This window comes from Arthrobacter sp. YAF17 (genome assembly GCF_052113365.1).
Taxonomy (GTDB): domain Bacteria; phylum Actinomycetota; class Actinomycetes; order Actinomycetales; family Micrococcaceae; genus Arthrobacter.
Window position 1 is genome coordinate 107,060 of record NZ_JBFRDB010000002.1, and the last position, 22,686, is coordinate 129,745.

19 protein-coding genes and 1 tRNA gene are annotated in these 22,686 nt (G+C 67.8%); 16 read left to right on the forward strand and 4 right to left on the reverse strand.

What is annotated here, in order from left to right; genetic code table 11:
• Positions 1 to 54 precede the first annotated feature (54 nt).
• Both AB4Y67_RS03510 and AB4Y67_RS03515 read left to right on the forward strand, forming a co-directional pair.
• Positions 55 to 465: a hypothetical protein gene (locus AB4Y67_RS03510; RefSeq protein ID WP_441404408.1), complete on the forward strand. Its 411-nt coding sequence runs from the start codon at positions 55 to 57 to the stop codon at positions 463 to 465.
• Between the two features lie 63 nt (positions 466 to 528).
• A complete protein-coding gene (locus AB4Y67_RS03515; protein ID WP_441404409.1) occupies positions 529 to 2,370 on the forward strand; it encodes an ABC transporter ATP-binding protein in 1,842 nt (613 codons plus the stop codon).
• 13 nt (positions 2,371 to 2,383) lie between these two features.
• Here the strand turns inward: AB4Y67_RS03515 and AB4Y67_RS03520 are convergent, their stop codons facing one another.
• Positions 2,384 to 3,022 (reverse strand): hypothetical protein, encoded by a 639-nt coding sequence (locus tag AB4Y67_RS03520; protein WP_441404410.1) that lies wholly within the window; start codon positions 3,020 to 3,022, stop codon positions 2,384 to 2,386.
• An 87-nt stretch (positions 3,023 to 3,109) separates the two neighbouring features.
• Here AB4Y67_RS03520 and AB4Y67_RS03525 point away from each other — a divergent pair, with 87 nt between their 5' ends.
• The 7 genes from AB4Y67_RS03525 (at position 3,110) to AB4Y67_RS03555 (ending at position 14,239) form a co-directional block, all read left to right on the forward strand.
• Positions 3,110 to 4,246 (forward strand): GuaB3 family IMP dehydrogenase-related protein, encoded by a 1,137-nt coding sequence (locus AB4Y67_RS03525; protein WP_441404411.1) that lies wholly within the window; start codon positions 3,110 to 3,112, stop codon positions 4,244 to 4,246.
• Positions 4,247 to 4,319: 73 nt separating this feature from the next.
• Entirely contained in the window at positions 4,320 to 6,071 is a 1,752-nt protein-coding gene (locus AB4Y67_RS03530; RefSeq protein ID WP_441404412.1) for a glycerol-3-phosphate dehydrogenase/oxidase, read from the forward strand.
• A gap of 71 nt (positions 6,072 to 6,142) precedes the next feature.
• Positions 6,143 to 6,631 carry a PTS sugar transporter subunit IIA gene (locus tag AB4Y67_RS03535; RefSeq protein WP_441404413.1) on the forward strand — a complete coding sequence of 163 codons (489 nt, stop codon included), beginning with the start codon at positions 6,143 to 6,145 and terminating at the stop codon, positions 6,629 to 6,631.
• A 70-nt stretch (positions 6,632 to 6,701) separates the two neighbouring features.
• On the forward strand, positions 6,702 to 7,595 hold the full coding sequence (locus AB4Y67_RS03540) for an SURF1 family protein (RefSeq protein ID WP_441404414.1): 894 nt from the start codon (positions 6,702 to 6,704) through the stop codon (positions 7,593 to 7,595).
• Complete coding sequence (locus AB4Y67_RS03545) at positions 7,592 to 8,104, forward strand: DUF3817 domain-containing protein (protein WP_441404415.1); 513 nt, start codon at positions 7,592 to 7,594, stop codon at positions 8,102 to 8,104. The genes AB4Y67_RS03540 and AB4Y67_RS03545 overlap by 4 nt, the downstream gene beginning before the upstream one ends.
• A gap of 130 nt (positions 8,105 to 8,234) precedes the next feature.
• On the forward strand, positions 8,235 to 9,824 hold the full coding sequence (guaA, locus tag AB4Y67_RS03550; protein ID WP_441404416.1) for a glutamine-hydrolyzing GMP synthase: 1,590 nt from the start codon (positions 8,235 to 8,237) through the stop codon (positions 9,822 to 9,824).
• Positions 9,825 to 10,126: 302 nt separating this feature from the next.
• On the forward strand, positions 10,127 to 14,239 hold the full coding sequence (locus AB4Y67_RS03555) for an AAA family ATPase (protein WP_441404417.1): 4,113 nt from the start codon (positions 10,127 to 10,129) through the stop codon (positions 14,237 to 14,239).
• A 73-nt stretch (positions 14,240 to 14,312) separates the two neighbouring features.
• On the opposite strand, the gene AB4Y67_RS03560 is transcribed toward AB4Y67_RS03555, so the two are convergent.
• The 3 genes from AB4Y67_RS03560 to AB4Y67_RS03570 all read right to left on the reverse strand — a co-directional run bounded on the left by AB4Y67_RS03560 (position 14,313) and on the right by AB4Y67_RS03570 (position 16,299).
• Positions 14,313 to 15,140: an RcpC/CpaB family pilus assembly protein gene (locus tag AB4Y67_RS03560; RefSeq protein WP_441404418.1), complete on the reverse strand. Its 828-nt coding sequence runs from the start codon at positions 15,138 to 15,140 to the stop codon at positions 14,313 to 14,315.
• A 124-nt stretch (positions 15,141 to 15,264) separates the two neighbouring features.
• Positions 15,265 to 15,516: an FmdB family zinc ribbon protein gene (locus tag AB4Y67_RS03565; protein WP_441404419.1), complete on the reverse strand. Its 252-nt coding sequence runs from the start codon at positions 15,514 to 15,516 to the stop codon at positions 15,265 to 15,267.
• A 147-nt stretch (positions 15,517 to 15,663) separates the two neighbouring features.
• A complete protein-coding gene (locus AB4Y67_RS03570) occupies positions 15,664 to 16,299 on the reverse strand; it encodes a 5-formyltetrahydrofolate cyclo-ligase (RefSeq protein ID WP_441404420.1) in 636 nt (211 codons plus the stop codon).
• A 96-nt stretch (positions 16,300 to 16,395) separates the two neighbouring features.
• Between AB4Y67_RS03570 and galU the strand changes: the two genes are divergently transcribed.
• From galU to AB4Y67_RS03605, 7 genes are all read left to right on the forward strand, one after another.
• Positions 16,396 to 17,313, forward strand: a complete 918-nt coding sequence (galU, locus tag AB4Y67_RS03575; RefSeq protein WP_441404421.1) for a UTP--glucose-1-phosphate uridylyltransferase GalU — start codon at positions 16,396 to 16,398, stop codon at positions 17,311 to 17,313.
• Positions 17,314 to 17,318: 5 nt separating this feature from the next.
• A complete protein-coding gene (locus AB4Y67_RS03580; RefSeq protein WP_441404422.1) occupies positions 17,319 to 17,939 on the forward strand; it encodes a GNAT family N-acetyltransferase in 621 nt (206 codons plus the stop codon).
• A 117-nt stretch (positions 17,940 to 18,056) separates the two neighbouring features.
• Positions 18,057 to 19,040: a hypothetical protein gene (locus tag AB4Y67_RS03585; RefSeq protein WP_441404423.1), complete on the forward strand. Its 984-nt coding sequence runs from the start codon at positions 18,057 to 18,059 to the stop codon at positions 19,038 to 19,040.
• A 124-nt stretch (positions 19,041 to 19,164) separates the two neighbouring features.
• On the forward strand, positions 19,165 to 19,965 hold the full coding sequence (locus AB4Y67_RS03590; protein ID WP_441404424.1) for an SDR family oxidoreductase: 801 nt from the start codon (positions 19,165 to 19,167) through the stop codon (positions 19,963 to 19,965).
• Between the two features lie 46 nt (positions 19,966 to 20,011).
• Positions 20,012 to 20,084, forward strand: a tRNA-Ala gene (locus AB4Y67_RS03595).
• A gap of 203 nt (positions 20,085 to 20,287) precedes the next feature.
• A complete protein-coding gene (locus AB4Y67_RS03600; RefSeq protein ID WP_441404425.1) occupies positions 20,288 to 21,997 on the forward strand; it encodes a cellulase family glycosylhydrolase in 1,710 nt (569 codons plus the stop codon).
• Positions 21,998 to 22,117: 120 nt separating this feature from the next.
• Positions 22,118 to 22,585 (forward strand): GatB/YqeY domain-containing protein, encoded by a 468-nt coding sequence (locus AB4Y67_RS03605; protein ID WP_441404426.1) that lies wholly within the window; start codon positions 22,118 to 22,120, stop codon positions 22,583 to 22,585.
• Positions 22,586 to 22,686 lie beyond the last annotated feature (101 nt).

The window sequence follows — 22,686 nt, forward strand, 5'->3', positions numbered from 1 at the left end:
TGCCTTGTCCTGTCAGCCTGCGGAGCAGGATCCGGAACACAAGAGAGCGAATCGATGACACCCATAACGTTGGAAACCGCCAAGTCCAAGCTCCTGGCCGTGCAGCACGAGATCATCGGGATGGTGCCGACCGACGTTGTCGTCTCCGTGTTCGAAAACGACACCTCCAGCCTGATGCCCTGCCGGGGCGAGCAGAAGAAGTGGGTGGGGACCGGGCAGGTCGAGCTGCTGCCGGGCCTGGACCGGACGAAGTTCCTGGACGAAGTCCGGGATTCCCTCTCCGGCCGGTCGGGCTGGTCCGCGACGGACGGCACGGACAACGACGGTAATCGCCGGGTGGAGCTCCTCCATGAAGACGGCACGCAGTTGCTGGTGTCCTTCTGGGACGGCCCGGAGAGCCTTCAGGTCGGCAGCTTCAGCGCGTGCTTCGAGTTCCCGGAATACCAATACGGCGAGAAGTACTAGGCGGTCGGGGCGGCAGCGAAACCCTGCCTGCCCCGCGTCGGCGGCCCCAACTAGGCTGGAGGCATGTCCGAACTCCTACCCGCGCGTGAGCCGAAGCGGAAACTGGCGCTGAGGCCCTACGCCCGGGCGGTGGCCCAGGTGCTGCGCGTCAGCTTCCGGGCCTCGCCCGCCGCCGTCGTGATGAAGGTCGTGGGCTCGCTGATCTCGGCGCTGCTGCCGCTCGTCACCACCTACTTCGCCGCGCTCACCACCACGGCCCTCGCAGCCGCATATGCGGGCAATGCCGAGGCAGGGCAGCAGGCCATTGTCTACGTCGTCATCACGGCGGCGCTGGGACTGTTCTGGGGCGCCTTCAGCAGCGTCGACCGGTACATCCAGCAACTCATGAGTTTCAAGGTCGGCGCGATCGTGGGCGACCTGATGTACGAGCGGTTCCTGGCCCTCGATTTCTGGCGCTACGACGACAAGGAAACGGTGGACCTGTACGACCGGGCCAAGCGCTTCTCCGATTCCTACGCCCGCGTCCTGGACCGGATCGCCGCCATTTTCACCCAGCTGATCTCGGTGATCCTCGCGATCGGCGCGCTGATGCTGGTCAGCTGGTGGATCGCCGTGATCGTCCTCGTGGCGATCGTGCCCAGCGTCTACCTGCAGTTCAAGCTCTCCCGCGAACAGATCGCGCACTGGAACACGCAGGTGGACTCGCGCCGGCAGCGGCGGATGATCGAAACCAACCTCCTGCGGCCCCAGCACATCGCCGAAATGCGCCTCTACGGAATCGTCGGCTACCTGATGGGGCTGCGGTCACGGCTCCGGGACGCGGATGAACGGAGGCGGCTGGACTTCCAGAAGCGATACATCCCCAAGCAGCTCGCCGCGGATGCCCTGCAGTACGGGGCCGAGGTTGTGTCGCTGATCTGGGTGGTCGGCCAGATTATCGTCCACGCGCAGCCTGTGGGGCAGTTCCTCTACGTCCAGCAGATCGTCAGCCGGGCCTTGTCCACGGCCAACAGCCTGGTCTCCTCGCTCAGCTCGATCGACGAGGACCTCGCCAACCTCAAGGACTACGAGCTGTTCATGGCGCTGCCGGTCCACTCCGACCACGCCCCGCCCCTGCTGCAGGCGCCCAGGACGGTGGAGCTGCGGGACATCCGCTTCACCTACACGGGCAGCGAGCTTGAGGTCATCAAGGGCATTTCGCTGACCATCCGCGAGGGCCAGCACGTCGCGGTCGTGGGGGAGAACGGCGCCGGCAAGTCCACCCTCATCCGGATCCTCGCCGGGCTCTACCGCCCGGACTCCGGGCAGGTGATGCTCGACGGCGTCGACCTCGCCGCCGTCGACGTGAAGTCCTGGCACCGCCATCTGGCGGTGCTCAGCCAGGAGTTCCTGAAATACGAGTTCGCCACCGCCGCGGAGAACATTCTCTTCGGCGACGTCGAATCACCGCGCGACGACGAGCGGATCCGCCGCTCCGCCGCCGACGCGGAGGCCCTGGAGTTCATCAACAAACTGCCCAACGGCTTGGACAACCACGTCAGCAACTGGATGGAGGACCCGCGCGGACGGAAGGGGAGCGGGCTGTCCGGCGGGCAGTGGCAGCGGCTGGCGATGGCACGGAACTTCTACCGCAGCGCCTCCTTCATGGTCATGGACGAACCGACGTCGGCCATCGACGCCCTAGCGGAACACCGGATCTTCACCCGGCTCTTCGCCGAACGCAGCAGCACCATCATCGCGATCAGCCACCGCCTCGCCACCATCGAGAAGGCGGACATCGTCTACATGCTCGAGGACGGACGGATCGTGGAACAGGGCACCCACAAGGAGCTGGTGGCCCTGCGCGGCCGCTACTTCCGGATGTTCGAGTCCCAGCTCGCCGTGGACGACGCCGAAGGCATTTGAGGCGTCCACGGCTTCAGCTCCGGGAGGGGAACTTCTTCGCATCGGCGGTCGCCTCCACCACGGTGGTCCGGACCCGCGCCAGGCTGGGTTCCGGGGGAACGCTGCTGAAACCAAAAGTGACTCCCGGCCGGATGGCAGTCAGGGACCCGGCGTCTCCGCCGTCCCAGCCGACACTCGCCGACTCGATGCTGTGAAGATCGGTCACGCCGTAGTACTCCTGCCGTCCGCCTTTAGCGGCACCCGCGGTGCGAACGCCCGGGCTGAGCCGGGACGCGAGCGGGTTGACGGCCCGCAGCCAATCAGGATGCACAGCGACCGGCGGGGGGACCAGCCGTGCGATACTGCCCAGCCGGGTCCGCGCGCCCATGGCGGCGCGGATCCGGAGTGGACCGGCGTCAACCCTGAGCTGGTGCGCGGCGCGGGACGCGGCGACGTCGAGCACGCGGGTCTCGTCAAAGTTGTAGACCGCGGCGATGAAGTCGGCCACCTCGGCGGTCGGGGCGAGCAGGATCCGGTGGCCGGAAGGCAGTTCCACCATGGCGTCGGCGAACGGCCCGAAGGGGGACTGCTGCCAGAGACCCACCACCGCCCGCAAACCGGACGCCGTCCCGATCCCGGCAATGTGGCCGTCGAAGACCCACCGTTTCCTCATCCCGCCAGACTACTGGCCGCAGCGGCACCGCCGTCACGCCGGACCGCCTCCGGCGGTGACGGGCGCTCGCTGGGATAACCTAGAGCAGTGACTTACGAGATTGAGATTGGCCGAGGCAAGCGTGGGCGCCGTGCCTACTCCCTGGATGACATTGCGATCGTCCCCAACCGACGGACGCGTGATCCCAAGGATGTGTCCGTCGCGTGGCAGATCGATGCCTACAAGTTCGACATGCCGGTCATCGCTGCTCCCATGGATTCGGCCATGTCGCCGGAGACCGTCATCGCCCTGGGCCGCCTCGGCGGGCTCGGTGTCCTGGACTTGGAGGGCCTCTGGACCCGCTACGAGGACCCGCAGACCGTGCTGGACCAGATCGCTGCGCTCCAGGACGAAACCAACAGCCCGGCCGTCACCCGCCGGATGCAGGAGCTCTACCAGGCCCCGATCCAGCCGGAACTGATCACCTCCAGGCTCGCCGAGATCCGCGCCGCCGGCGTCACCGTGGCGGGCTCCCTCACCCCGCAGCGGACCCAGGAACACTACAAGACCGTCGTGGCCGCCGGCGTCGACATCTTCGTGATCCGCGGCACCACCGTCTCGGCCGAGCACGTCTCGAAAGACCACGAGCCGCTCAACCTCAAGCAGTTCATCTACGAACTCGACGTCCCCGTGATCGTCGGCGGGGCCGCGGGATACACCCCGGCGCTGCACCTCATGCGCACCGGTGCCGCCGGCGTGCTGGTCGGCTTCGGCGGCGGCGCCACGAGCACCACCCGACGCGCCCTGGGCATCCACTCGCCCATGGCCTCCGCCATCTCCGACGTCGCCGCCGCCCGGCGCGACTACATGGATGAGTCCGGCGGCCGCTACGTCCACGTGATCGCCGACGGCGGCATGGGCTCCTCCGGTGACATCGTCAAGGCCATCGCCATGGGCGCCGACGCCGTGATGCTGGGCAGCGCCCTCGCCCGCGCCGAAGAAGCCCCGGGCAAGGGCTGGCACTGGGGCCAGGAGGCGCACCACCTTGAACTTCCCCGCGGTGACAGGGTCAACGTCGGCACCGTCGGACCGCTCGAGGAGGTCCTCTTCGGACCCGGCCACCACACCAACGGAACCGCCAACCTGATCGGTGCGCTGCGCCGTTCCATGGCAACCACCGGGTACTCGGACCTGAAGGAATTCCAGCGCGTCGACGTCGTCGTGTCGCCTTACGCCGGAAACTGACGCCCCCTGCCCATCCGGGGAAGTTGGAAGTAGTGTGGTGCACTACGAGCTTTGATCCGGATGGAGGCGTGAAATGAACAGTTTTCCCGGCGGTTCTCCCAAGGCCGGCGGTGCCCTTGGGCCTGCGGAACGCGACGCGTCCCTCGCGGTACTCAGGGGCACCACGGACCCCGGCAAGGAACTCGACATCCTGATCGTCGGCGGCGGAATCGTCGGGACCGGCGCCGCCCTGGACGCCGTCACGCGCGGCCTGAGCGTTGGCATCGTCGAGGCCAACGACTGGGCCGCAGGCACGTCCTCCCGCTCCTCGAAGCTCATCCACGGCGGCCTCCGCTACCTGGAGATGCTCGACTTCGCCCTCGTCAAAGAGGCGCTGCACGAGCGTGGGCTGATCCTCTCGGTGCTGGCACCGCACCTGGCCCGGCCGGTCCCGTTCCTCTACCCTCTCCACAAACCGTTCCTGGAACGGCCCTACATCGGCGCCGGCATCGCCCTTTACGACGCCATGTCCATCACCGGCGGGCACAGCCGCGGCGTCCCCTTCCATAAACACCTGAGCCGCCGGGGGACCCTGCGCGCTGCGCCGAGCCTCAAAGACGACGCCTTCGTCGGATCCATCCGCTACTACGACGGCCAGGTCGACGACGCCAAGTACGTCGCCAACCTGATCCGGACCGCGGCGCACTACGGCGCCCACGCGGTCAACCAAATGTCGGTTGTGGACTTCGTGCGCGAAGGCGAGCGCGTGGTCGGCGCCAAAGTGGTCAACCACGAGGACGGCTCCAGCTTCAATATCCGGGCCAAGCAGGTCATCAACGCCACCGGCGTCTGGACCGACGAAACCCAGGCCATGGTCACCGACCGCGGCCAGCTCAAGGTGCGCGCCTCCAAGGGCATCCACCTCGTGGTGCCGCGCGACCGGATCCAGTCCACGGTGGGGCTGATCCTGCGGACCGAAAAGTCCGTCCTCTTCGTCATCCCCTGGGGCCGGCACTGGATCATCGGCACCACCGACACCGACTGGCACCTGGACAAGGCCCACCCGGCCGCGTCCAGCAAGGACATCGACTACATCCTCGAACATGTGAACAAAGTCCTGAAGCGGCCGCTGACCCGCGAGGATGTCGAGGGGGTCTACGCCGGGCTCCGGCCGCTGCTCGCCGGCGAAAACGACTCCACGGCCAAGCTTTCCCGCGAACATGTCGTGGCCCACCCGGTGCCCGGGCTCGTCGTGGTGGCCGGCGGCAAATGGACCACCTACCGGGTCATGGCCAAGGACGCCGTCGACGAGGCGACCCGCAGCATGGACGAACGGGTCCCGCCCAGCTGCACGGAATCCATTCCGCTGCTCGGTGCCGGCGGATTCAAGGCCGCGTGGAACAAACGCAACCGGATGGCCGAGGAGACCGGCGTCCACGTGGCGCGGATCGAGCACCTGCTGAACCGCTACGGTTCAATGGCCCCGGAAGTGCTGGCCCTCATAACGGAGAACCCGGAACTGGGCGAGCCCCTGCCGGGTGCGGACGATTACCTTGCCGCCGAGGCCGTGTACGCCGCCACCCATGAGGGCGCCCGCCACGTGCAGGATGTCCTGACCCGCCGGACCAGGATTTCGATCGAGGCCTGGGACCGCGGTGTGTCCGCCGCACCGGTAGTCGCTAAACTGATGGGAGAAGTCCTCGGCTGGAGCGATGCCCAGCGCGAGGGCGAGATCAAGCACTACCTGGCCAGGGTCGACGCCGAACGGCTCAGCCAGGAGCAGCCGGACGACGAATCTGCGGACGCAGCACGCCTGGGCGTCGAGGACATCGTTCCGCTGCGTTGACCGGCAGCGTCCGCCGGCAGCCTCGACCCCGAGACTGCCGGCGCACTGACGCCACTTCGAAGGGACACCACTTGGCGGAACCACTTGACCGGTACGACGCCGAGCTCACCACCCCCGACATGGTGATCCTCGAAATGGACGCCACCGACAAGCTCGATGCCGCCTCCCAATTGGCGGAACGGATGCATGCCGCCGGCCGCATTTCGGATCTCGCCGGCTTCCTCAAGCACGTCAACGCCCGTGAGCACCAGCTGGCCACGGGCCTGCCCGGCGGCATTGGCCTGCCCCACGCCCGCAGCGAATTCGTCTCCAGAACGTCCATCGCCGTCGGCATCACCAAATACGGCAAGGCGCTCGATTTCGGCGCTGCCGACGGGCCCGCAACGGTGGTCCTCCTGATCGCGACGCCTGCCAGCTCGTTTTCCGAGCACCTCGAGGTGCTGGCCACCCTCGCCCGGTCATTGTCGAAGGAATCATTCCGCGAGTCCCTCCGCCGGGCCTACGACGCCGAAGTGATCGCGGAACTCATCAACTCCAGCCTGGTCTTCTTCGACCACTAAAAAGCTGACGGCTGCCCCACTCTTTCGCCCCGTTTCGTTGTTCTACACGCCGACGAAGTACGGTTAAGGGGTGCTGAAAACTGCCCTCAAACCCCGCTGGATCGCCGGACTGGTGTTCGCGATCGTCGTATCAGGGGTGTTTGTGCTGCTCAGCCAGTGGCAGTTCGGCCGCTCGACCCAGCCGGAGGTGACCGTCTCCACCACGACGGAGGACCCCAAACCGCTCACCACGGCGCTCCAGCCCGGGGACTTCTTCCCCGGTTCAATCGCAGACCAGGTCGTCACCGCGACCGGAAGCTACGACCCGCAGAAGCAGGTCCTGGTCCCGGGCCGGCTGAACGGCGGTGCCTCGGGCTACTGGATCGTCTCGGCCCTGGCCGTGAAGGACGCCCCCGTGCTGACCGGAGCCGGCGCCTCGCCCCAGACCTGGATCCCGGTCGCCCGCGGCTGGGTTGCCGACCCCGCGGACGCCGCCGCGCCGCCGTCGGGCGTCATTGAACTGACCGGACGCCTGCTGCCGTCCGAAGCCCCGCTGCCGGGGACCGACGCCGGCCCCGGGCGGGCCAGCGCCGTGTCCGTCGCTGAACTCATCAACATCTGGGACATCAGCAGCTATCCCGGCTTTGTCGCGGCGACTTCCGAAGTCTCCGCCGGCAGCGAAGCCGGTGCCGCCTCGTCCGGCGGAGAGGTGAAGCCACTGAACATCGGGCCGCAGCCACCTGCCGGAAAGATCAACTGGCTCAACCTCTTCTACGCCGCCGAGTGGGTGGTGTTCGCCGGGTTCGCGCTGTTCATCTGGTGGCGCCTGGTGAAGGACGACTACCGCCGCGGACTCGAGGACGCCCTCGACGAGGAGCAGGACGCCGCGGCGCAACCCGTCCCCGACCCCGACCCCACCGAACCGCGCACCACCGAAACGCGCACCACCGAAACGCGCACCACCGAAACGAAAGTGCAACCATGATCGAGCCCCAGCCGGCCGTACAGCCGCAGCAGTCCAACGCAACGGGAACCACGGGCGGCAAGAAGCGCCGCTTCGGCGGAACCGAGGCCCAGATCCGTTCTGCGCTGAAGTTCTACAAGGTCCTCGCGTACATGACCGGCTCCATGCTGCTCCTGCTCTGCGCCGAGCTGATCGCCCGGTACGCGTTCGGGCAGTACCTTTTCGCGGGCGGCACCAACGCCGTCACGGGCGAGCCGTTCGGCTTCGGATTCGCCGACGCCGAACCGCCCGGAGTCATCGGCGGCGTGAACCTCTCCGTGGCCGTGCTGATCGTGCACGGCTGGATGTACGTCGTGTACCTCATGTCCAACTTCCGCCTGTGGTCGCTGATGCGCTGGCCGTTCATGAAGATGATCATCCTGGCGCTCGGAGGCGTAGTGCCGTTCCTGTCCTTCTTCGTGGAGACGAAATTCCACGCCGAGGTGGAGGCCGAGCTGGCCGCCAACCCGCAGGCCCCGCAGCGCTACTGACCCTGCGTCACGTGCGGCCGGCCGCCCGCCGTCGGGCTTCCGTGTGAGTTCGCTTACCCGGCGGCCGTTTCCGGGCCCGGACCGGCTTCTCAATGTGCGGGCCGGCGGCGCCGCAAAGTAGGCTTGTACGGTGACTACTCCCACTGCATCCCAGACGTCCCACAAGCCCGTGCTGGTTGTTGACTACGGTGCCCAGTACGCGCAGCTGATCGCCCGCCGCGTCCGGGAAGCCAACGTGTATTCGGAAGTGGTTCCGCATACCTACAGCACCGAGCAGCTCCTGGCCAAGAATCCCGCCGCCATCATCCTCTCCGGCGGCCCCGCCAGCGTCTACGCCGAAGGCGCGCCCAGCGTCGGCGCGGACCTCTTCGAGGCCGGAATCCCGGTCTTCGGCATCTGCTACGGCTTCCAAGCCATGGCCAACGCCCTCGGCGGCAAGGTGGCCCAGACCGGGCTCCGCGAGTACGGTGCCACCGAGACCACCACCATCGGAGAAGGCCGCTCCATCCTGGCGGGCATGCCCCAGCACCAGAGCACCTGGATGAGCCACGGCGACTCCGTGCACGAAGCCCCGGAAGGCTTTGAGGTCCTCGCGACGACGGCGGGCGCCGAAGTCGCCGCCTTCGCCAACGAAGAGAAGAGCCTCTACGGAGTGCAGTGGCACCCCGAAGTGAAGCACTCGGCGTATGGCCAGCAGGTCCTCGAGAACTTCCTGTTCAAGGGCGCCAAGCTGGAGCCGAACTGGACCGCCGGCAACATCCTCGAGGAGCAGGTCGACCGGATCCGCGAACAGATCGGCGACGCCCGGGTCATCTGCGGCCTGTCCGGCGGCGTGGACTCCGCCGTCGCCGCCGCCCTGGTTCAGCGCGCTGTGGGCGACCAGCTGACCTGTGTGTTCGTGGACCACGGGCTGCTGCGCGAAGGCGAGGCCGAACAGGTCGAACGCGACTTCGTGGCCGCGACCGGCGTCAAGCTCTACGTCGCCAACGAGCAGGAGCGCTTCCAAGCCGCCCTCGCCGGTGTCAGCGACCCGGAGACCAAGCGCAAGATCATCGGCCGCGAATTCATCCGCGCCTTCGAGGAAGCCGAACTGGCGATCATCGCCGAGGCTGCCGCGCACGGCGAGAAGATCAAGTTCCTCGTCCAGGGCACCCTGTACCCCGACGTCGTCGAATCCGGCGGCGGCGAAGGTGCCGCGAACATCAAGAGCCACCACAACGTGGGCGGCCTGCCGGAAGACCTGCAGTTCGAACTCGTCGAGCCGCTGCGCGCCCTGTTCAAGGACGAGGTCCGCGCCGTCGGCGCCCAGTTGGGCCTGCCGCAGGAAATCGTGGGACGCCAGCCGTTCCCCGGCCCGGGACTCGGCATCCGGATCGTCGGCGAAGTCACCAAGGAGCGGCTGGACCTGTTGCGCAAGGCCGACGCCATCGCGCGGGCGGAACTGACCGCCGCCGGACTCGACAACGAGGTCTGGCAGATGCCGGTTGTGCTGCTGGCCGATGTCCGCAGCGTCGGTGTCCAGGGCGACGGCCGGACTTATGGCCACCCGATCGTGCTGCGCCCGGTCTCCTCCGAAGACGCCATGACGGCGGACTGGTCGCGGCTGCCCTATGACCTGCTGGCCAGGATCTCGAACCGCATTACCAACGAGGTGGACGGCGTGAACCGCGTGGTGCTCGATGTGACGAGCAAACCGCCGGGAACCATCGAATGGGAATAGCCCGGTAAAGGGTGAGTGAAAATGGCCGGTCTCCGTGGGAGGCCGGCCATTTCACGTTTGGGCACTTCACGTCCTGGCATTTCCCGTCCGGGCGCCTCCCGGCACGGATTCGTGCGGCCGCTGCGGGCGGAGGATGGCGTTCCGGCAAATTCGGCCCGAATTTGCGTCCCACCAGTGTTGCGGAGCCTCGCCAGCGCCGGATTCGGGCTACCCTCGAAAGCATGCCGGTATGGTCCAGGACGTCCCGCGCGAGCACGGAAAACGTGAGCAGAGTAAACGCGAGCACAGAAAAGAAGGCAGCAGTGTCAGTTGGTCAAGGCCACCCCGAGGGCTCCGAGGAGCTCAGGAAATGGCTGTCGGGGCTCAAACCCGTCACCGGAGCGGACACCATGCTGCGCTTCACCAAGACGCCTGAAGGCTCCATCGACCTGACCCACGCCCATCCCTCCGGCCTGGCGCAGCTGATGGCCGGCCGGCGCACCCGGCTCTCCACCCTGATCCGTGACCACCAGCAGTACGTCGTCGCCGCGCGGGCCTCCCGCAACCTGCGCTCCAAGATTTTCGAACTCGCCAACGACCGCGGCATCGACGCGGGGTACTTCTCCGCGGGCACTGTCGTCTGGACCTCCGCCGTCGGAGGCAAACCCCAGCGCGTTTCAGCCCCCGTTATGCTGGCCGCCATCTCCCTGACGGTCCGGCCGGGCGAGGATGACTACGAACTGCAGCTGACCGAACAGGCCAAGATCAACCCTGCGCTGATCCGGCACCTGAAAACCATCCACGGGATCGTCTTCGACGTCAACGCCGTCACCCGCATGGCCTACAGCACCGCCCGGTTTGATCCGCAGCCTGTCCTCGACCGCCTTGGCACCCTCATCCAGCCGATCCACGGCGCCGACGTCGAACACAACCTTCTGGTCTCCACCTTCGCCGACCTGTCCGGAAGCCTCGACGACCCGTGGATCAACGGGAACCATCCCCTCGTGTCGGCGCTGGGCCGCGCTGCCGCCGGCGGAGCGGTGGAAGTTCCTGAGCTCAAGACCGGGCGCTTCCCCACCACCGACGAGCGCGACCCGGCCGATGAACTGCTCCTGCTCGACGCCGACACGGACCAGCAGTACGTCGTCGACGCCGTCCGCGCCGGGGACTCGCTCGTGGTCAGCAGCCCGCCCGGCACCGGCCAGACCCAGACGGCCATCAATACCATCGGGGCCCTCGTCGACCAGGGCAAGACCGTCCTGGTGGTGGGGGACCGGCGTGCCAGCCTGGGCGAGATCTCCGCCGAGCTGGACACCCTGGGGCTGGATTCCGCCCTGTTCCAGCTCGCCGGCAACGCAACGCCGCTGCAGCTCAAGGGCCAGCTCGTCCGGGCGATCGTGCGCAACGAGAAGTCCCTCGAGCCCCAGCTTCGCAATCTGCACACCACCCTGATCGAGCACCGCCACGCCCTGCGTGACCACGTCGCTTCACTGCACAACGTCCGCCAGCGATGGGGCTGCTCACCGTACGAGGCCATGCAGTCGCTGGCCGCGCTGACCTCGATCCAGCCCGCACCGGCCACCACCGTCCGGCTCAAGCGCAGCGTGCTGGACAGCATCCGGGACCGGGAGGAACTGGCCGGGCGGCTGCACCGGGCGGCCGAGCTGGGAAGCTTCAGCCGGGCATCGACGACGAGCCCCTGGCACGGCGCCCGCCTCCTGACCCGCAAGGAAACCCAGGAAGCCCAGCAGGTGGCCCGCTCCGTGGCGCGGAAGCTTCCTGAGCTGCGGGAACTCATGAACGGCGTCGCCGACCATGCCGAGATCCGACTTGGCAGCACGTTCGCCGAATGGGGCGACCAGGTTGAGCTCCTCGTTGCGGTGCGCGAAAGCCTCGACAAGTTCACCCCGGATATCTTCGACCGTCCGGTCCACGACCTCATCTCCGCCACCGCAGCCTCCTCCTGGCGCCGCGAACGGAACATCGAGATGCCATCCATGCAGCGCTCCCGCCTGCGGCGGGTCGCTAAGGAGTATGTCCGCCCGGGCGTCCACATCGCCGACCTGCACAGCTCCCTCGTCCTCGTCCAGGAACAGCGGGCCGCGTGGTCCGGCTACGCCACGACGCAGCGCCATCCGGCGGTCCCCTCCGGCCTGGCGGAGATCATCGGCCTGTACCGCGAACTCGAAGCAGAACTGGCCGAAATGGGCCAGGCCGTGAGGCACACAGCGGCGGGCGGCGAGCTGCACAACACGCCCTATGAGCAACTCATAGAGCGCCTGGAGCGGCTGGTGGCCGACACCGGGACGCTGGAGACCCTGCCGGAGCGGACGCTCCTGGTGGAGAACATGCGCGAGCATGGCCTCGGCGAACTTCTCGCCGACCTTGCCGAACGCGAAGTTCCGGCCGGATCCGTGGCCGCGGAGCTCGAGCTCGCCTGGTGGCAGTCCGCGCTGGAAGCCATGATCAGCGGGGATGACTACCTGGCTATGTCCGACGGCGACGCCCTCCGCCAGCTGGAAGCCGAGTACCGTCTCGCGGACAACGCCCACATCGCCAGCGGCGCGGCCCGACTGCGCTGGAAGCTTGCAGAACGCTGGCGGGCCGCCATCGCTGAGCACCCGCGCCAGGCGGAGCTGCTCCGCAGCCTGCTCAAGGACGGCAGGGTCACACTGTCGGCCTTGACCGGGCAGGCCCCGGAACTGCTGCCCATGCTGGTCCCCGTGTGGTCGGTCAGCCCCTACCTCCTGACCGCGGTACTGCCGGCGACACAGCGGTTCGACGCCGTCGTCATCCTTGATGCCGAGGCGACGTCGCTGCAGGCTGTCCTGCCGGCCCTCGCCCGCGCCCAACAGGTCATTGCCTTTGGTGACGACCGGATCGCCAGCCCGCGCACCTTCACCGTCAGTGTGGAGCGGCTCGCCGCCGGCGAAAGCTCCCACCAGGGTGTCGAGAGCGCCTACAAGGCGCTGGCCGCCGTCTTGCCCGTCTGGAACCTGCGGAACGTCTACCGTGCCGTTGACGAAGACCTCGTGCGGCAACTGAGCAAGGGCTTCTACGACAGCGGGCTGCGCCGGTTGCCGGAGGGCCAGTCCGCCACCGGCCTGGACCGCGCCCTGACCGTCGAGTACCTGCCGGACGGCACCGGACTGCCCAGCGCGGACCACGACGGCGTCGAATCCGTCGTGGCCGAGGTGAACCGTGCGGTGGAACTTGTTTTCGAACACGCCCGCCTGCGGCCTCGGACTTCGCTGGCCGTTGTCACCGGCAGCCTCCGGCACGCTGCCCGGATCGGCGAGTCCATCCGGCTTCAGCTGCCCAACCATCCGCTGCTGGCCGGCTTCTTCACGGCCGGGGAGGAATCCTTCCGGGTGGTGGACCTGGAACGCGCCCAGGGCCTGGTCCGCGATCACGTGATCTTTTCACCGGGCTATGGCCGCACCCCGCACGGGCGCGCATTGCACAGCCTCGGTCCGCTGTCCGCGGACGGCGGACGGGCCAGGTTCGCCCTCGCCATGACACGGGCGCGCCGGTCCCTGCACGTGCTGAGCTGCTTCCGTCCCGAGGACCTGGACGTGACCCGGCTGAGCCACGGAGCAGTGGACTTCTACGAACTCCTGGACCGGGAAATCGCCGGCAACTCCGATCTTGGCAGCCCGGCGTCGCGCGCCGCCGCCAGCGAACAGGCCCTGGGGGCAGATCCCCTTGTGGCTGACCTCGGCGACCGGCTCCGCGCCCGGGGCGCCCGGGTCTGGCACCAGTACGACGGCGCCCTGAACATGGTGGCCGCAGCCGACCCGCTGAGCACCCTCGGACAGGACGACGCCGAAATTCCCTGGCCCGTGGCCATTGAGTCCGACGGCACCGAGCAGTACCGCAGGCTGACCGTCCGCGAACGCAGCAGGCTGCGCCCGCAGCTCCTGGAGCGACTTGGCTGGCGTTACATGCCACTATGGACCATAGAGGTCTTCACCGATCCTTCGGCCTGCGCCGACCGCATCGGCGGGTACCTTGGCCTGGAGAAACCGGCCGTAACGCACCGGAAGCAGGCCTCGCCGGGATTCTTTGACGACGACGTCGAGAACCTGGCCGTGAACGAAGCGCAGGCCGCGGAGGAGCGGCCGCCGTCCGGGTGGCCGGACGGCGCGCAATATTACAGAACAGATCAGGGCAGTAAGGAGGCCGGCGGCATGACTGCAGACGGCGATACCCGAAACAGCGGCGAATCCCGGAACGACGGCGAGATCCAGACCAGCGAGGAAACCCGGGACCGCGGCCGGGACAACCTTTCGCAGCCGGCCGCGCCGGCAACCGTCCCTGCCGGCGTGCTGCCGAACAGAGCCGCCGAAGACGATCCGCGGCGCTGGGGCGACGAGCCGGGCGGTTACGACCACGACTCCTGGCTGCAGGAGCAAAAGCCTCCGCACTGGGGCTAAGGGACCGACCCGGGACGAACCTCGGGCAGCGGCCCCGGCGGAGTTGCGGACGGGCTGCGGCCGCTCTGCCCGGCTAGCCCGGTACGGCCCCCACCAGGACAAAGAACAGCTTCCCCTGCGTGGAAGCGCCGGCGAGACGGCGTGCCTCATCGGCATCGGCAGCGACGACCATGAGGCCCTCCGTTTCCCCGGCGGCCAGCCACTGGCCCGCCTCGTTGCCGTGCCCGGAGGTCCACAGCACCGGCACTGCCGCAGCCAGCACCTGGGACGCAGCCGTCTGGTCAAAGGTGCCGCCGGTTGTCATGACCACATTAACGAGTTGTCCGGGGGAGAGCAGCTGGATTGATGCGGGATCGGCCATCCGGAGCGGTACGGCGGCCGTTCCCGGAGGGCTTCCCGCCAGCAGGCCGGGCCCAAGAAGTTGCGAATCGGACAGCAGCTGGCCCTTCCGGAGCGCCACGGCAAGCTGCTTGCCGTGCGGTGAATCGTTGCCGCCAAAGCTGCCCGCCGGCACGAGGTCCCGCGGGACGCTCAGCAGGGTCAGGTCTTCCGGGCCGAGTACCTCCCCGGACGGCAGGTCCCTGGCAGCGGCGAAGGCGGAGACCGTGAAGGCCGGGGCCGGCGTGAGCTGCTGCACGGTGATGCCCGCCGCGATGCACAGCAGCAGTGCCACAGTCAGCCGCCGGTTGCGCTCCAGCCAGCGGACCAGACGGCGGAAGGGCCGGCCGGCGGGTTTCCGTGCCCGCGGCGGACTCCCCGAGTTCCGGCCGCCGGAACTGCGCCCAACGGAACGGGCGCCGAACGCGGGAAGCGAGGGGCGCAAGGCACCGCGAAGCAGGGCACGAAGGATTTCCGCCGGGAAGTTGCCGGCGGCCGGGACGGAACGCGCAACGGTGGCCATGGTGCGACCCTACGCATCGGCGGGAACGCCGGGCGGGCGCAGTTTGGGCTATGTGGAGAAACGGCCAAGACATTCCGCGGTCAGGCGGCAATCCGCTGCGGACCCGCAACCGTGCGGGCAGTACCTAGCTTGCGGAAGCCGCGGCGGGCGCCGGAGTTGCAGCCGGGGCAGGAGCCGGGGAAACCGTGCTGCCCTTGGTGTCGCGTGAGTCGGTCCGGTAGAAACCGGAGCCCTTGAAGACGACGCCCACGCTGTTGAACTTCTTGCGGAGCGTGCCCTGGCACTCGGGGCAGGACGTGAGGGAGCTGTCGGTGAACGACTGCACGATCTCGAAGGCGTGGCTGCAGTCCTTGCAGGCGTATGCATACGTGGGCACTGGAAATCCTCACTCTGGGACAAACGAGCAGGTCCCGTGCTGTCCGGTCCGGATTGCTGCCGGGATGTCTCCGGCGGAATCCGTGACTTAGCAGTCGCAGGGCCTGAGTGCTAATTCTATCACCCCGGCCGCGCGGCCCCTCATGCGCTATGGCTGCAGCGGGAGCAGGCCGCCCGGGGTCAGGGCGGCGGCCACCTTCCGGTCGAAGGACTCTGCCGGGATGCTGCCGGCCGGAAGCACCTCGCTGTCGAAGACGACCGCGGCTGTCGGCAGGGGCGGCAACAACCCGCCGTCGGACGCCCCGGCCCGGGACGGCAGGAGGGCCGTCAGCGCCGCCAGGAACTTGTCGTAGTACCCGCCGCCTTGACCGATCCGGTTCCCGGAAAAATCGACGGCGGTGGCAGGCAGGACGATGCCGTGCGCGTGCAGCATGACCGTTGTGCCGTGGCGTTCTCCCGCGGGCTCCTGGATCGGCGCATAGCGGCTTCGGACCGATTCGGAGGCCGGCGTCCAGTACACCCAGCTCAGCTCCAGGCCGGGTTCGCAGACCGGGAGCAGGAGCCTGTGCCCTGCCTCATGCAACGCCGTCAGCAGGGGAAGCGTCGGCGGCTCGGAACCCACGCCCAGATAGGCGGCAAAGGTGCCCGGGCGGCCGCCGGTCAGGCCGGAAGCCCATGCAAGGCCGTGCCGGGCGATGTCCGTCCCGGCATTCGACAGGCCGGCGTTCGTCAGCGCGGCGCGCCTGGCCCGGTGGCCGGCCCGGATCTCTTCTTTTGACGCCATGACGCCCCGTCCCTCCGCGTGATGCAGCCGGGAGAGGAGGTTCTCCGGCGGCTCGAATGATTACGCAATGTTTGGTCCCTCCGTTAGATTAGTCGAGTGACTACACTCAACGCTCCGGTCCGCAAGGCCGTCATTCCCGCAGCCGGCCTCGGCACCAGGTTCCTCCCGGCCACGAAGGCCATGCCGAAGGAAATGCTGCCCGTCGTGGACAAACCGGCCATCCAGTACGTCGTCGAGGAAGCCGTCAACGTCGGCCTGAACGACATCCTGATGATCACCGGACGCAACAAGCGCGCGCTGGAGGACCACTTCGACCGTGTCCCCGCGCTGGAAGCCACCCTCGAGGACAAAGGCGACACCGCCAAGCTCGCGTCCATCCAGGCCGCCAGCAACCTGGGTGACATCCACTACGTGCGCCAGGGCGATCCGATGGGCCTGGGCCACGCCGTCCTCCGCGCCAAGCAGCACGTAGGTTACGAACCCTTCGCCGTCCTTCTGGGCGATGACCTGATCGACGCCCGCGACGAACTGCTCAGCACCATGATCGAAGTTCAGGCCAAGACCGGCGGCTCGGTTGTTGCCCTGATCGAGGTGGATCCGTCCCAGATCAGCGCCTATGGCTGCGCCGACATCCAGGCGATAGCGGGTGAAGAGTATGTCCGCATCAACCAGCTCGTGGAGAAGCCCGACGTCGACGACGCCCCGTCCAACCTCGCGGTGATCGGCCGCTACGTCCTCCACCCGGCAGTGTTCGAGGTTCTGGAACGCACCGAGCCCGGCCGTGGCGGCGAAATCCAGCTGACGGACGCACTCCAGGAGCTCGCGGCTGGCGACGGCGAAGGCTACGGCGTGTACGGCGTCGTCTTCCGCGGCCGCCGCTACGACACCGGCGACAAGCTCAGCTACCTCAAGGCCTGCGTGCAGCTCGCCTGCGACAGCGACGACCTCGGCCCCGGCCTGCGGGAATGGCTGCCCGAGTTCGCCGCCAGCCTCGCGCCCAGCCTGACCAAATAACTCCCGTGGGGGGCAGCTTCGCCTGGCCGGCGACCCTTGAGTGCGGCGACCTCGTGTTGCGCCCCATCCGGTACCGGGACCGCAAGGAATGGACCGAGGTCCGCTCCCGCAACAGCGAGTGGCTGGCCCCCTGGGAAGCGTCCAACCCCGTTCCCGGGGGTGGTCTGCCCGACTACCGCCAGATGGTTCGTTCCCTCAAGGCCCAGGCCGCCCAGGCAACGGCTCTGCCGTTCCTGATCACGGCGTGGACCCCGGGCTTCCGCGAACCCGTGATCGTTGGCCAGCTGACGGTGTCCTCCATCGTGTGGGGCTCGGCAATGATGGCCACGCTCGGATATTGGGTCGACAAGGACCGGGCGGGCCAGGGCATTGCCCCGACCGCTGTGGCATTGGCAACGGACTACTGCTTCCGGACGCTCGGGCTGCACCGGATGGAGATCAACATCCGTCCCGAAAACGGACCCAGCCTGCGCGTGGTCGAGAAACTCGGCTTTCGCGACGAGGGTTACCGGCCGCGGTACCTGCATATCAACGGTGAATGGGCGGACCACCGCAGCTTCGCGCTGACCTCCGAAGAAGTCCCCGGGGGGCTGCTGGCACGCTGGCTGCAGAGCCGTCCCGCGTGAGCGGCCAGAGCCCGCCTGACCAGCCCTTACGCCTTAAATCCACTCAATTGGCAGTTGTCCTGCGACACACCGGGGACAATGCCGCCCAGTACCGCCCATTGCTCATACGGTTTTGATGTGGACTTCCCTCTTAGCAGCTCTGTGATCCTTGTCATTGCTGTTGCGCTCTGGATTGTGTGGGTTGCTCCCTACATGCTCCGGAACGGACGCCACCAGCTGCAGCCCGCGGGCGAGTTCGGAGCGGACGTCATCGATCTAGAAACAGCCCCGCAAGCCGGGCACGTCATGAAGATGGCGGCCCAGCAGGAGAATCCCATGACCAGTACCCAGCACACCGTGTCCGGCCCGGGAACCGCAGGGTTCGACGGCGGCCGCGAGCCTGCTGCCCCCGGTCCGGCATTCAAGATCCGCTACGGCCGGTTGACCCTCGCGCTGGCAGGCCTGCTCGCGCTGCTCACCGGGCTGGTCTCCGCTGTCCTGCGAATTTTCGGGCTCGGTCCGCTGTGGCTTCCCGTCGCGGCGCTGCTCGGTGCCGTGGCCTCCGTCTTTATGCTCCGCTGGCTCGCGGTCCGGGACCGCCGTCGTAAGATGAACGCCGCGTTTCGGTCGGCCATGTCCGCGCCGGCACGCCCGTCCCGGTCGGCCCCGGAGCGGGCGCCGCTCGGGGAACGGGCAGGGGAGCCCAGTGAACGGGCTGAGAGCCCGCTCTTCGACGCCCAGGCCGACGCCGCAGAACGCAAACCTGCACCGAAGCCGCTGACCGCACAGGAACTCCGCCAGGCGGCTCTGGCGGAAGCCGTGGCCTCGGGTGACACGTCGGTTCGCCGTACGGCGGAGTCGCCGGCCGGCGAAGGGTCTAGCTGGGAGCCGGTGGAAGTCCCGAAGCCCACATATGTGGAGGCGCCGAAAGCCGAACGGGCCGCCCCCGAGCCGCTAGATCTGCCGGAGGCCCCGAAGGCCGTTGGAAAACCGTCGCTGAAGCAGGGCCTTCCGCAGTCCCCGGCTGGCAGCCCCGGTACGGAAGCCGAATCGAAACCCCTGGGCAAGGCGCAGAGCGCCCTGAGCAACCTGGACGATGTCCTGCAGCGACGCCGGGCCTGAACCGCTACTTCGAGCCCCGGGCAGCCAGCAATGGCTGCCCGGGGCTTTGTTGCGCCCCGGGGTCTCGGGATCCGGCCGAGGTCCAATAAGGCCGGTATCACGTGCGGCCCGGTAGCCTCAGGGCATGACTCGAATTTGCGTTGCCGGCGGAACCGGCCAGGTGGGCAGCGAAGTGGTGCGGCGGGCTATCGCCGGCGGGCACGACGTGGCGGCCATCTGCCGGAATCCACCTCCCGCCGGTTCCCCTGCCCGGCTGGCCGGCGCGGAATACTTTTCTGCCGACGTCACTACTGGCGTGGGCCTGGCGGCGGCGCTGGCCGGGGCCGACGTCGTGATCGATTGCCTGGAAGGGCGCTCCGGGAAGGCCCTGAAAGGCTTCGCCGACGGCGGAGCGCGCCTTCTCGCCGCGGCCCAGGACGCAGGGGCGGGCAGGGCCGTGATGCTATCGATCATCAACTGTGACCGGAGCAGCTTCGGCTACTACGCCTCGAAGGCGGCCAAGGAACAGGTTTTCGAGCGGTCCGGCATGGAGACCGTCGTGCTCCGGGCGACGCAGTTCCATTCCCTGCTGGCGACGATGTTCGGTGCCGGCTCGAAACTGCTGATCATTCCCGTGGTCAAAGGTGCCCGGTTCCAGCCAATCGCCCCTTCCGACGTCGCCGCCGCCCTGCTTGGGGCCGCGCTGGAACCGTCGGCGGGCGTGCGGCACAGCGTCCGCACCATCGGCGGCCCCGAGATCCAGGGCATGGACGAATTTGCCCGGCAGTGGAAGGCCGTCAACGGCTCCCGCGGACGCCTGGTGCAGTTCCCGTTGCCCGGTGCCATGGGCAGCTACCTGCGCGCGGGGCTGAATCTGGTCCCGGAGCAACGCCACGCCGGTGAGACATTCAGCGGCTGGTTGGCAAAGAACGCGGATAGTTTGTAGCCTAGGGACACCGGCAACGCCGTACCTGCGGGAACGGCGTTGCTTCGGGGCTATAGCTCAGTTGGTAGAGCGCTTCGTTCGCATCGAAGAGGTCAGGAGTTCGAATCTCCTTAGCTCCACAATTCCTGACGGGTCTCCCAGCATCGGCTTGCGTTACCTTCCGCCAACTGCTTCGGGCGCCACCTCACACCGTAACAATCTGGCCACTCCGACGCGAAGTGCGGTGGCCTCCCTCCCGCCCTTCTGATCCTGTGCCATGGTGAGATCCGCGCCCCCTCCGTATGACGAGGCATGGGCGGCATGTCCCGGATACGGAGGAAATTTGAAGACCAGCCCCCTCATCAACACTGCGCCCATCGACCCTGCACGCATCGACGCAGCGCCCGCCCGCTGGCGACGCGGCACGAAGCTGGCTGCCGTGGCATCCGCCGTCCTCGCCGGATTGCTCGCCGTCGGCGGCTGCGCCGGACCGGCCCCGTTCGCCGCCGAACGTGTTGCGGAGACCGTACCGGCCGCAACCGGCTGGCTACACACCGACGGCGGCACCATCAGGGACTCGAACAACAACGCGTACATCATCAAAGCCACGTCTTGGTTCGGACTTGAGACGCCGGACTGCGTCCCGCACGGACTGTGGGGGACTCTCACGATCGACGAGGCCCTGGCCACCATCAAGTCGATGGGGTTCAACACCGTACGCCTGCCGTACTCCAACGAGTGCCTGGCCGCGACCGCCATCAAGGGCAGCGTGAACTACTGGGCGAACCGGGCCTACAACCTCGAAGGGAAACGCCCGCTTGACGTCATGGACACGGTCATTGCCCGCGCCAAGGCCAATGGACTGCAGATCATCCTGGACCGCCACCGCCCGATGAGCGCCGACCAGTCACCGCTGTGGTACACCTCCGCCGTCCCGGAATCGAAGTGGATTTCGGACTGGAAGATGCTCGCTGGCCGGTACAAGAACGACCCGACCGTCATCGGCGCCGACCTGCACAACGAGCCCTACGGCGCGGCGACCTGGGGCCGAGGCACGGCCGCCACGGACTGGCAGGCAGCGGCAACCCGCGGCGGCAACGCCGTCCTCGCTTCCAACCCGAACCTGTTGATCATCGTCGAAGGCATCGAAACCCAGGGTGACGGGACCTCGACCTGGTGGGGCGGCGGACTCTCCGATGTCGGCGCGAAGCCGGTCGTCCTCAGTACGCCGAACCGGGTTGTGTACTCGCCGCACGACTACCCGGCGTCGCTCTTTCCGCAGAAGTGGTTCAGCGACCCGGCCTACCCGGCCAACCTGCCGGCCGTCTGGGACAAGAACTGGGGCTACCTCCAGAAGCAGGGAATCGCTCCGATCCTGCTCGGGGAATTCGGGTCGGCCCTGGCCACCGAGTCGGACAAGCAGTGGATGACGTCGATCGTCTCCTACCTGGCCAGCAACAAGATGTCCTATGCGTACTGGTCCTTCAATCCCAACTCCGGCATCACCGGCGGGCTCGTCAAGACCGACTGGCGTACCCCGGAATCCGCGAAACTCGCCGCCCTTGCCCCGATCCTGACCGGCGCCCCGCTCGTCACCGCGCCCGTTCCGACACCAACACCGTCACCCACCGCGACGCCGACGGCGAGCCGGTCACCCACAGCGACGCCGACGGCGAGCCCGTCATCCACCGCGACGCCGACGGCGAGCCCGGCACCCACGGCATCTCCCTCCGCAACGCCGACGACACCCTCTGGTGGCCCGGCAATCAGCGCGACCTGGAATGCCACCAGTGCGTGGAACGGCGGCTACGTGGCCAGCATGGAAGCCACCGGCGTCCGTGCGGCGTCCAGCTGGTCGATCTCCTGGAAGGACCCCAACGTCACCAAGGTGGTCAACTCCTGGGGTGTGAAGTGCACAATCGTCCCGAAGGTCTCGGTGACCTGCACCGGCTCCGACTGGGCGGCATCCATCCTTCCAGTCCAAAAGCGGACCGCGGGTGTGCAGCTCGATTCGCTGAAGGCACCGGTCAACCCGGTCCTTACGCTCAAGTAGCAAGGTATTGCGAGGGCCCGGTGCCTCCGGGCCCTCGTGGCCGGCCCCGGGGCGTGCGGCCGCCGGCGGGTCTCGCCGGCCGCGCGGCCCGATATCCTGTCCAGTGAGACGAGGAGAATCATGACCACCCTGAAAGAACGCCTGCACGCTGACGTCGTCAGCCACATGAAGGACCGCAACAAGATCGCGCTCACCACCGTGCGCAACGTCCTGGGCGAAATCGAAACCCGCGAGAAGTCCGGCAAAACCCCGATCGTGCTGGACGACGCCCAAGTGACGTCGCTGCTGCAAAAAGAAGCCGCCAAGCGCCGCGACACCGCCCGCATCTACACCGAGGCGGGGGAGTCCGAGCGGGCCGCGGCCGAGATTGCCGAAGCCGAAATCATTGAGGCCTACCTGCCGAAGGCGCTGACCGCGGCCGAGGTGGAGGCCATCGTCGACGACGTCATCGGTGACCTCACGGCCGACGGCACCGAACTGACCATGCGCCAGCTGGGCGCGGTGATGAAACCGGTGACCGCCAAGATCGCCGGACGCTTTGACGGCAAAGCCGTCAGCGAGATCGTGCGCAGCCGCATCGCGCAGTGACAGTCGGCCCGGCACCATACCTCCCAGCCTGGGCGGATGGCTGCCGGCGCCCGCCTGTATCCTGAGAAGGCACGCCGGGTGTCACCACCCGCCAACCTAAC

Excerpts from the sequence above, each read along its gene's own strand:
- AB4Y67_RS03510 (WP_441404408.1), top strand. The coding sequence starts at position 55 with ATGACACCCATAACGTTGGAAACCGCCAAGTCCAAGCTCCTGGCCGTG.
- AB4Y67_RS03515 (WP_441404409.1), top strand. The coding sequence starts at position 529 with ATGTCCGAACTCCTACCCGCGCGTGAGCCGAAGCGGAAACTGGCGCTG.
- AB4Y67_RS03520 (WP_441404410.1), bottom strand. The coding sequence starts at position 3,022 with ATGAGGAAACGGTGGGTCTTCGACGGCCACATTGCCGGGATCGGGACG.
- AB4Y67_RS03530 (WP_441404412.1), top strand. The coding sequence starts at position 4,320 with ATGAACAGTTTTCCCGGCGGTTCTCCCAAGGCCGGCGGTGCCCTTGGG.
- AB4Y67_RS03545 (WP_441404415.1), top strand. The coding sequence starts at position 7,592 with ATGATCGAGCCCCAGCCGGCCGTACAGCCGCAGCAGTCCAACGCAACG.
- AB4Y67_RS03560 (WP_441404418.1), bottom strand. The coding sequence starts at position 15,140 with ATGGCCACCGTTGCGCGTTCCGTCCCGGCCGCCGGCAACTTCCCGGCG.
- AB4Y67_RS03570 (WP_441404420.1), bottom strand. The coding sequence starts at position 16,299 with ATGGCGTCAAAAGAAGAGATCCGGGCCGGCCACCGGGCCAGGCGCGCC.
- AB4Y67_RS03590 (WP_441404424.1), top strand. The coding sequence starts at position 19,165 with ATGACTCGAATTTGCGTTGCCGGCGGAACCGGCCAGGTGGGCAGCGAA.
- AB4Y67_RS03605 (WP_441404426.1), top strand. The coding sequence starts at position 22,118 with ATGACCACCCTGAAAGAACGCCTGCACGCTGACGTCGTCAGCCACATG.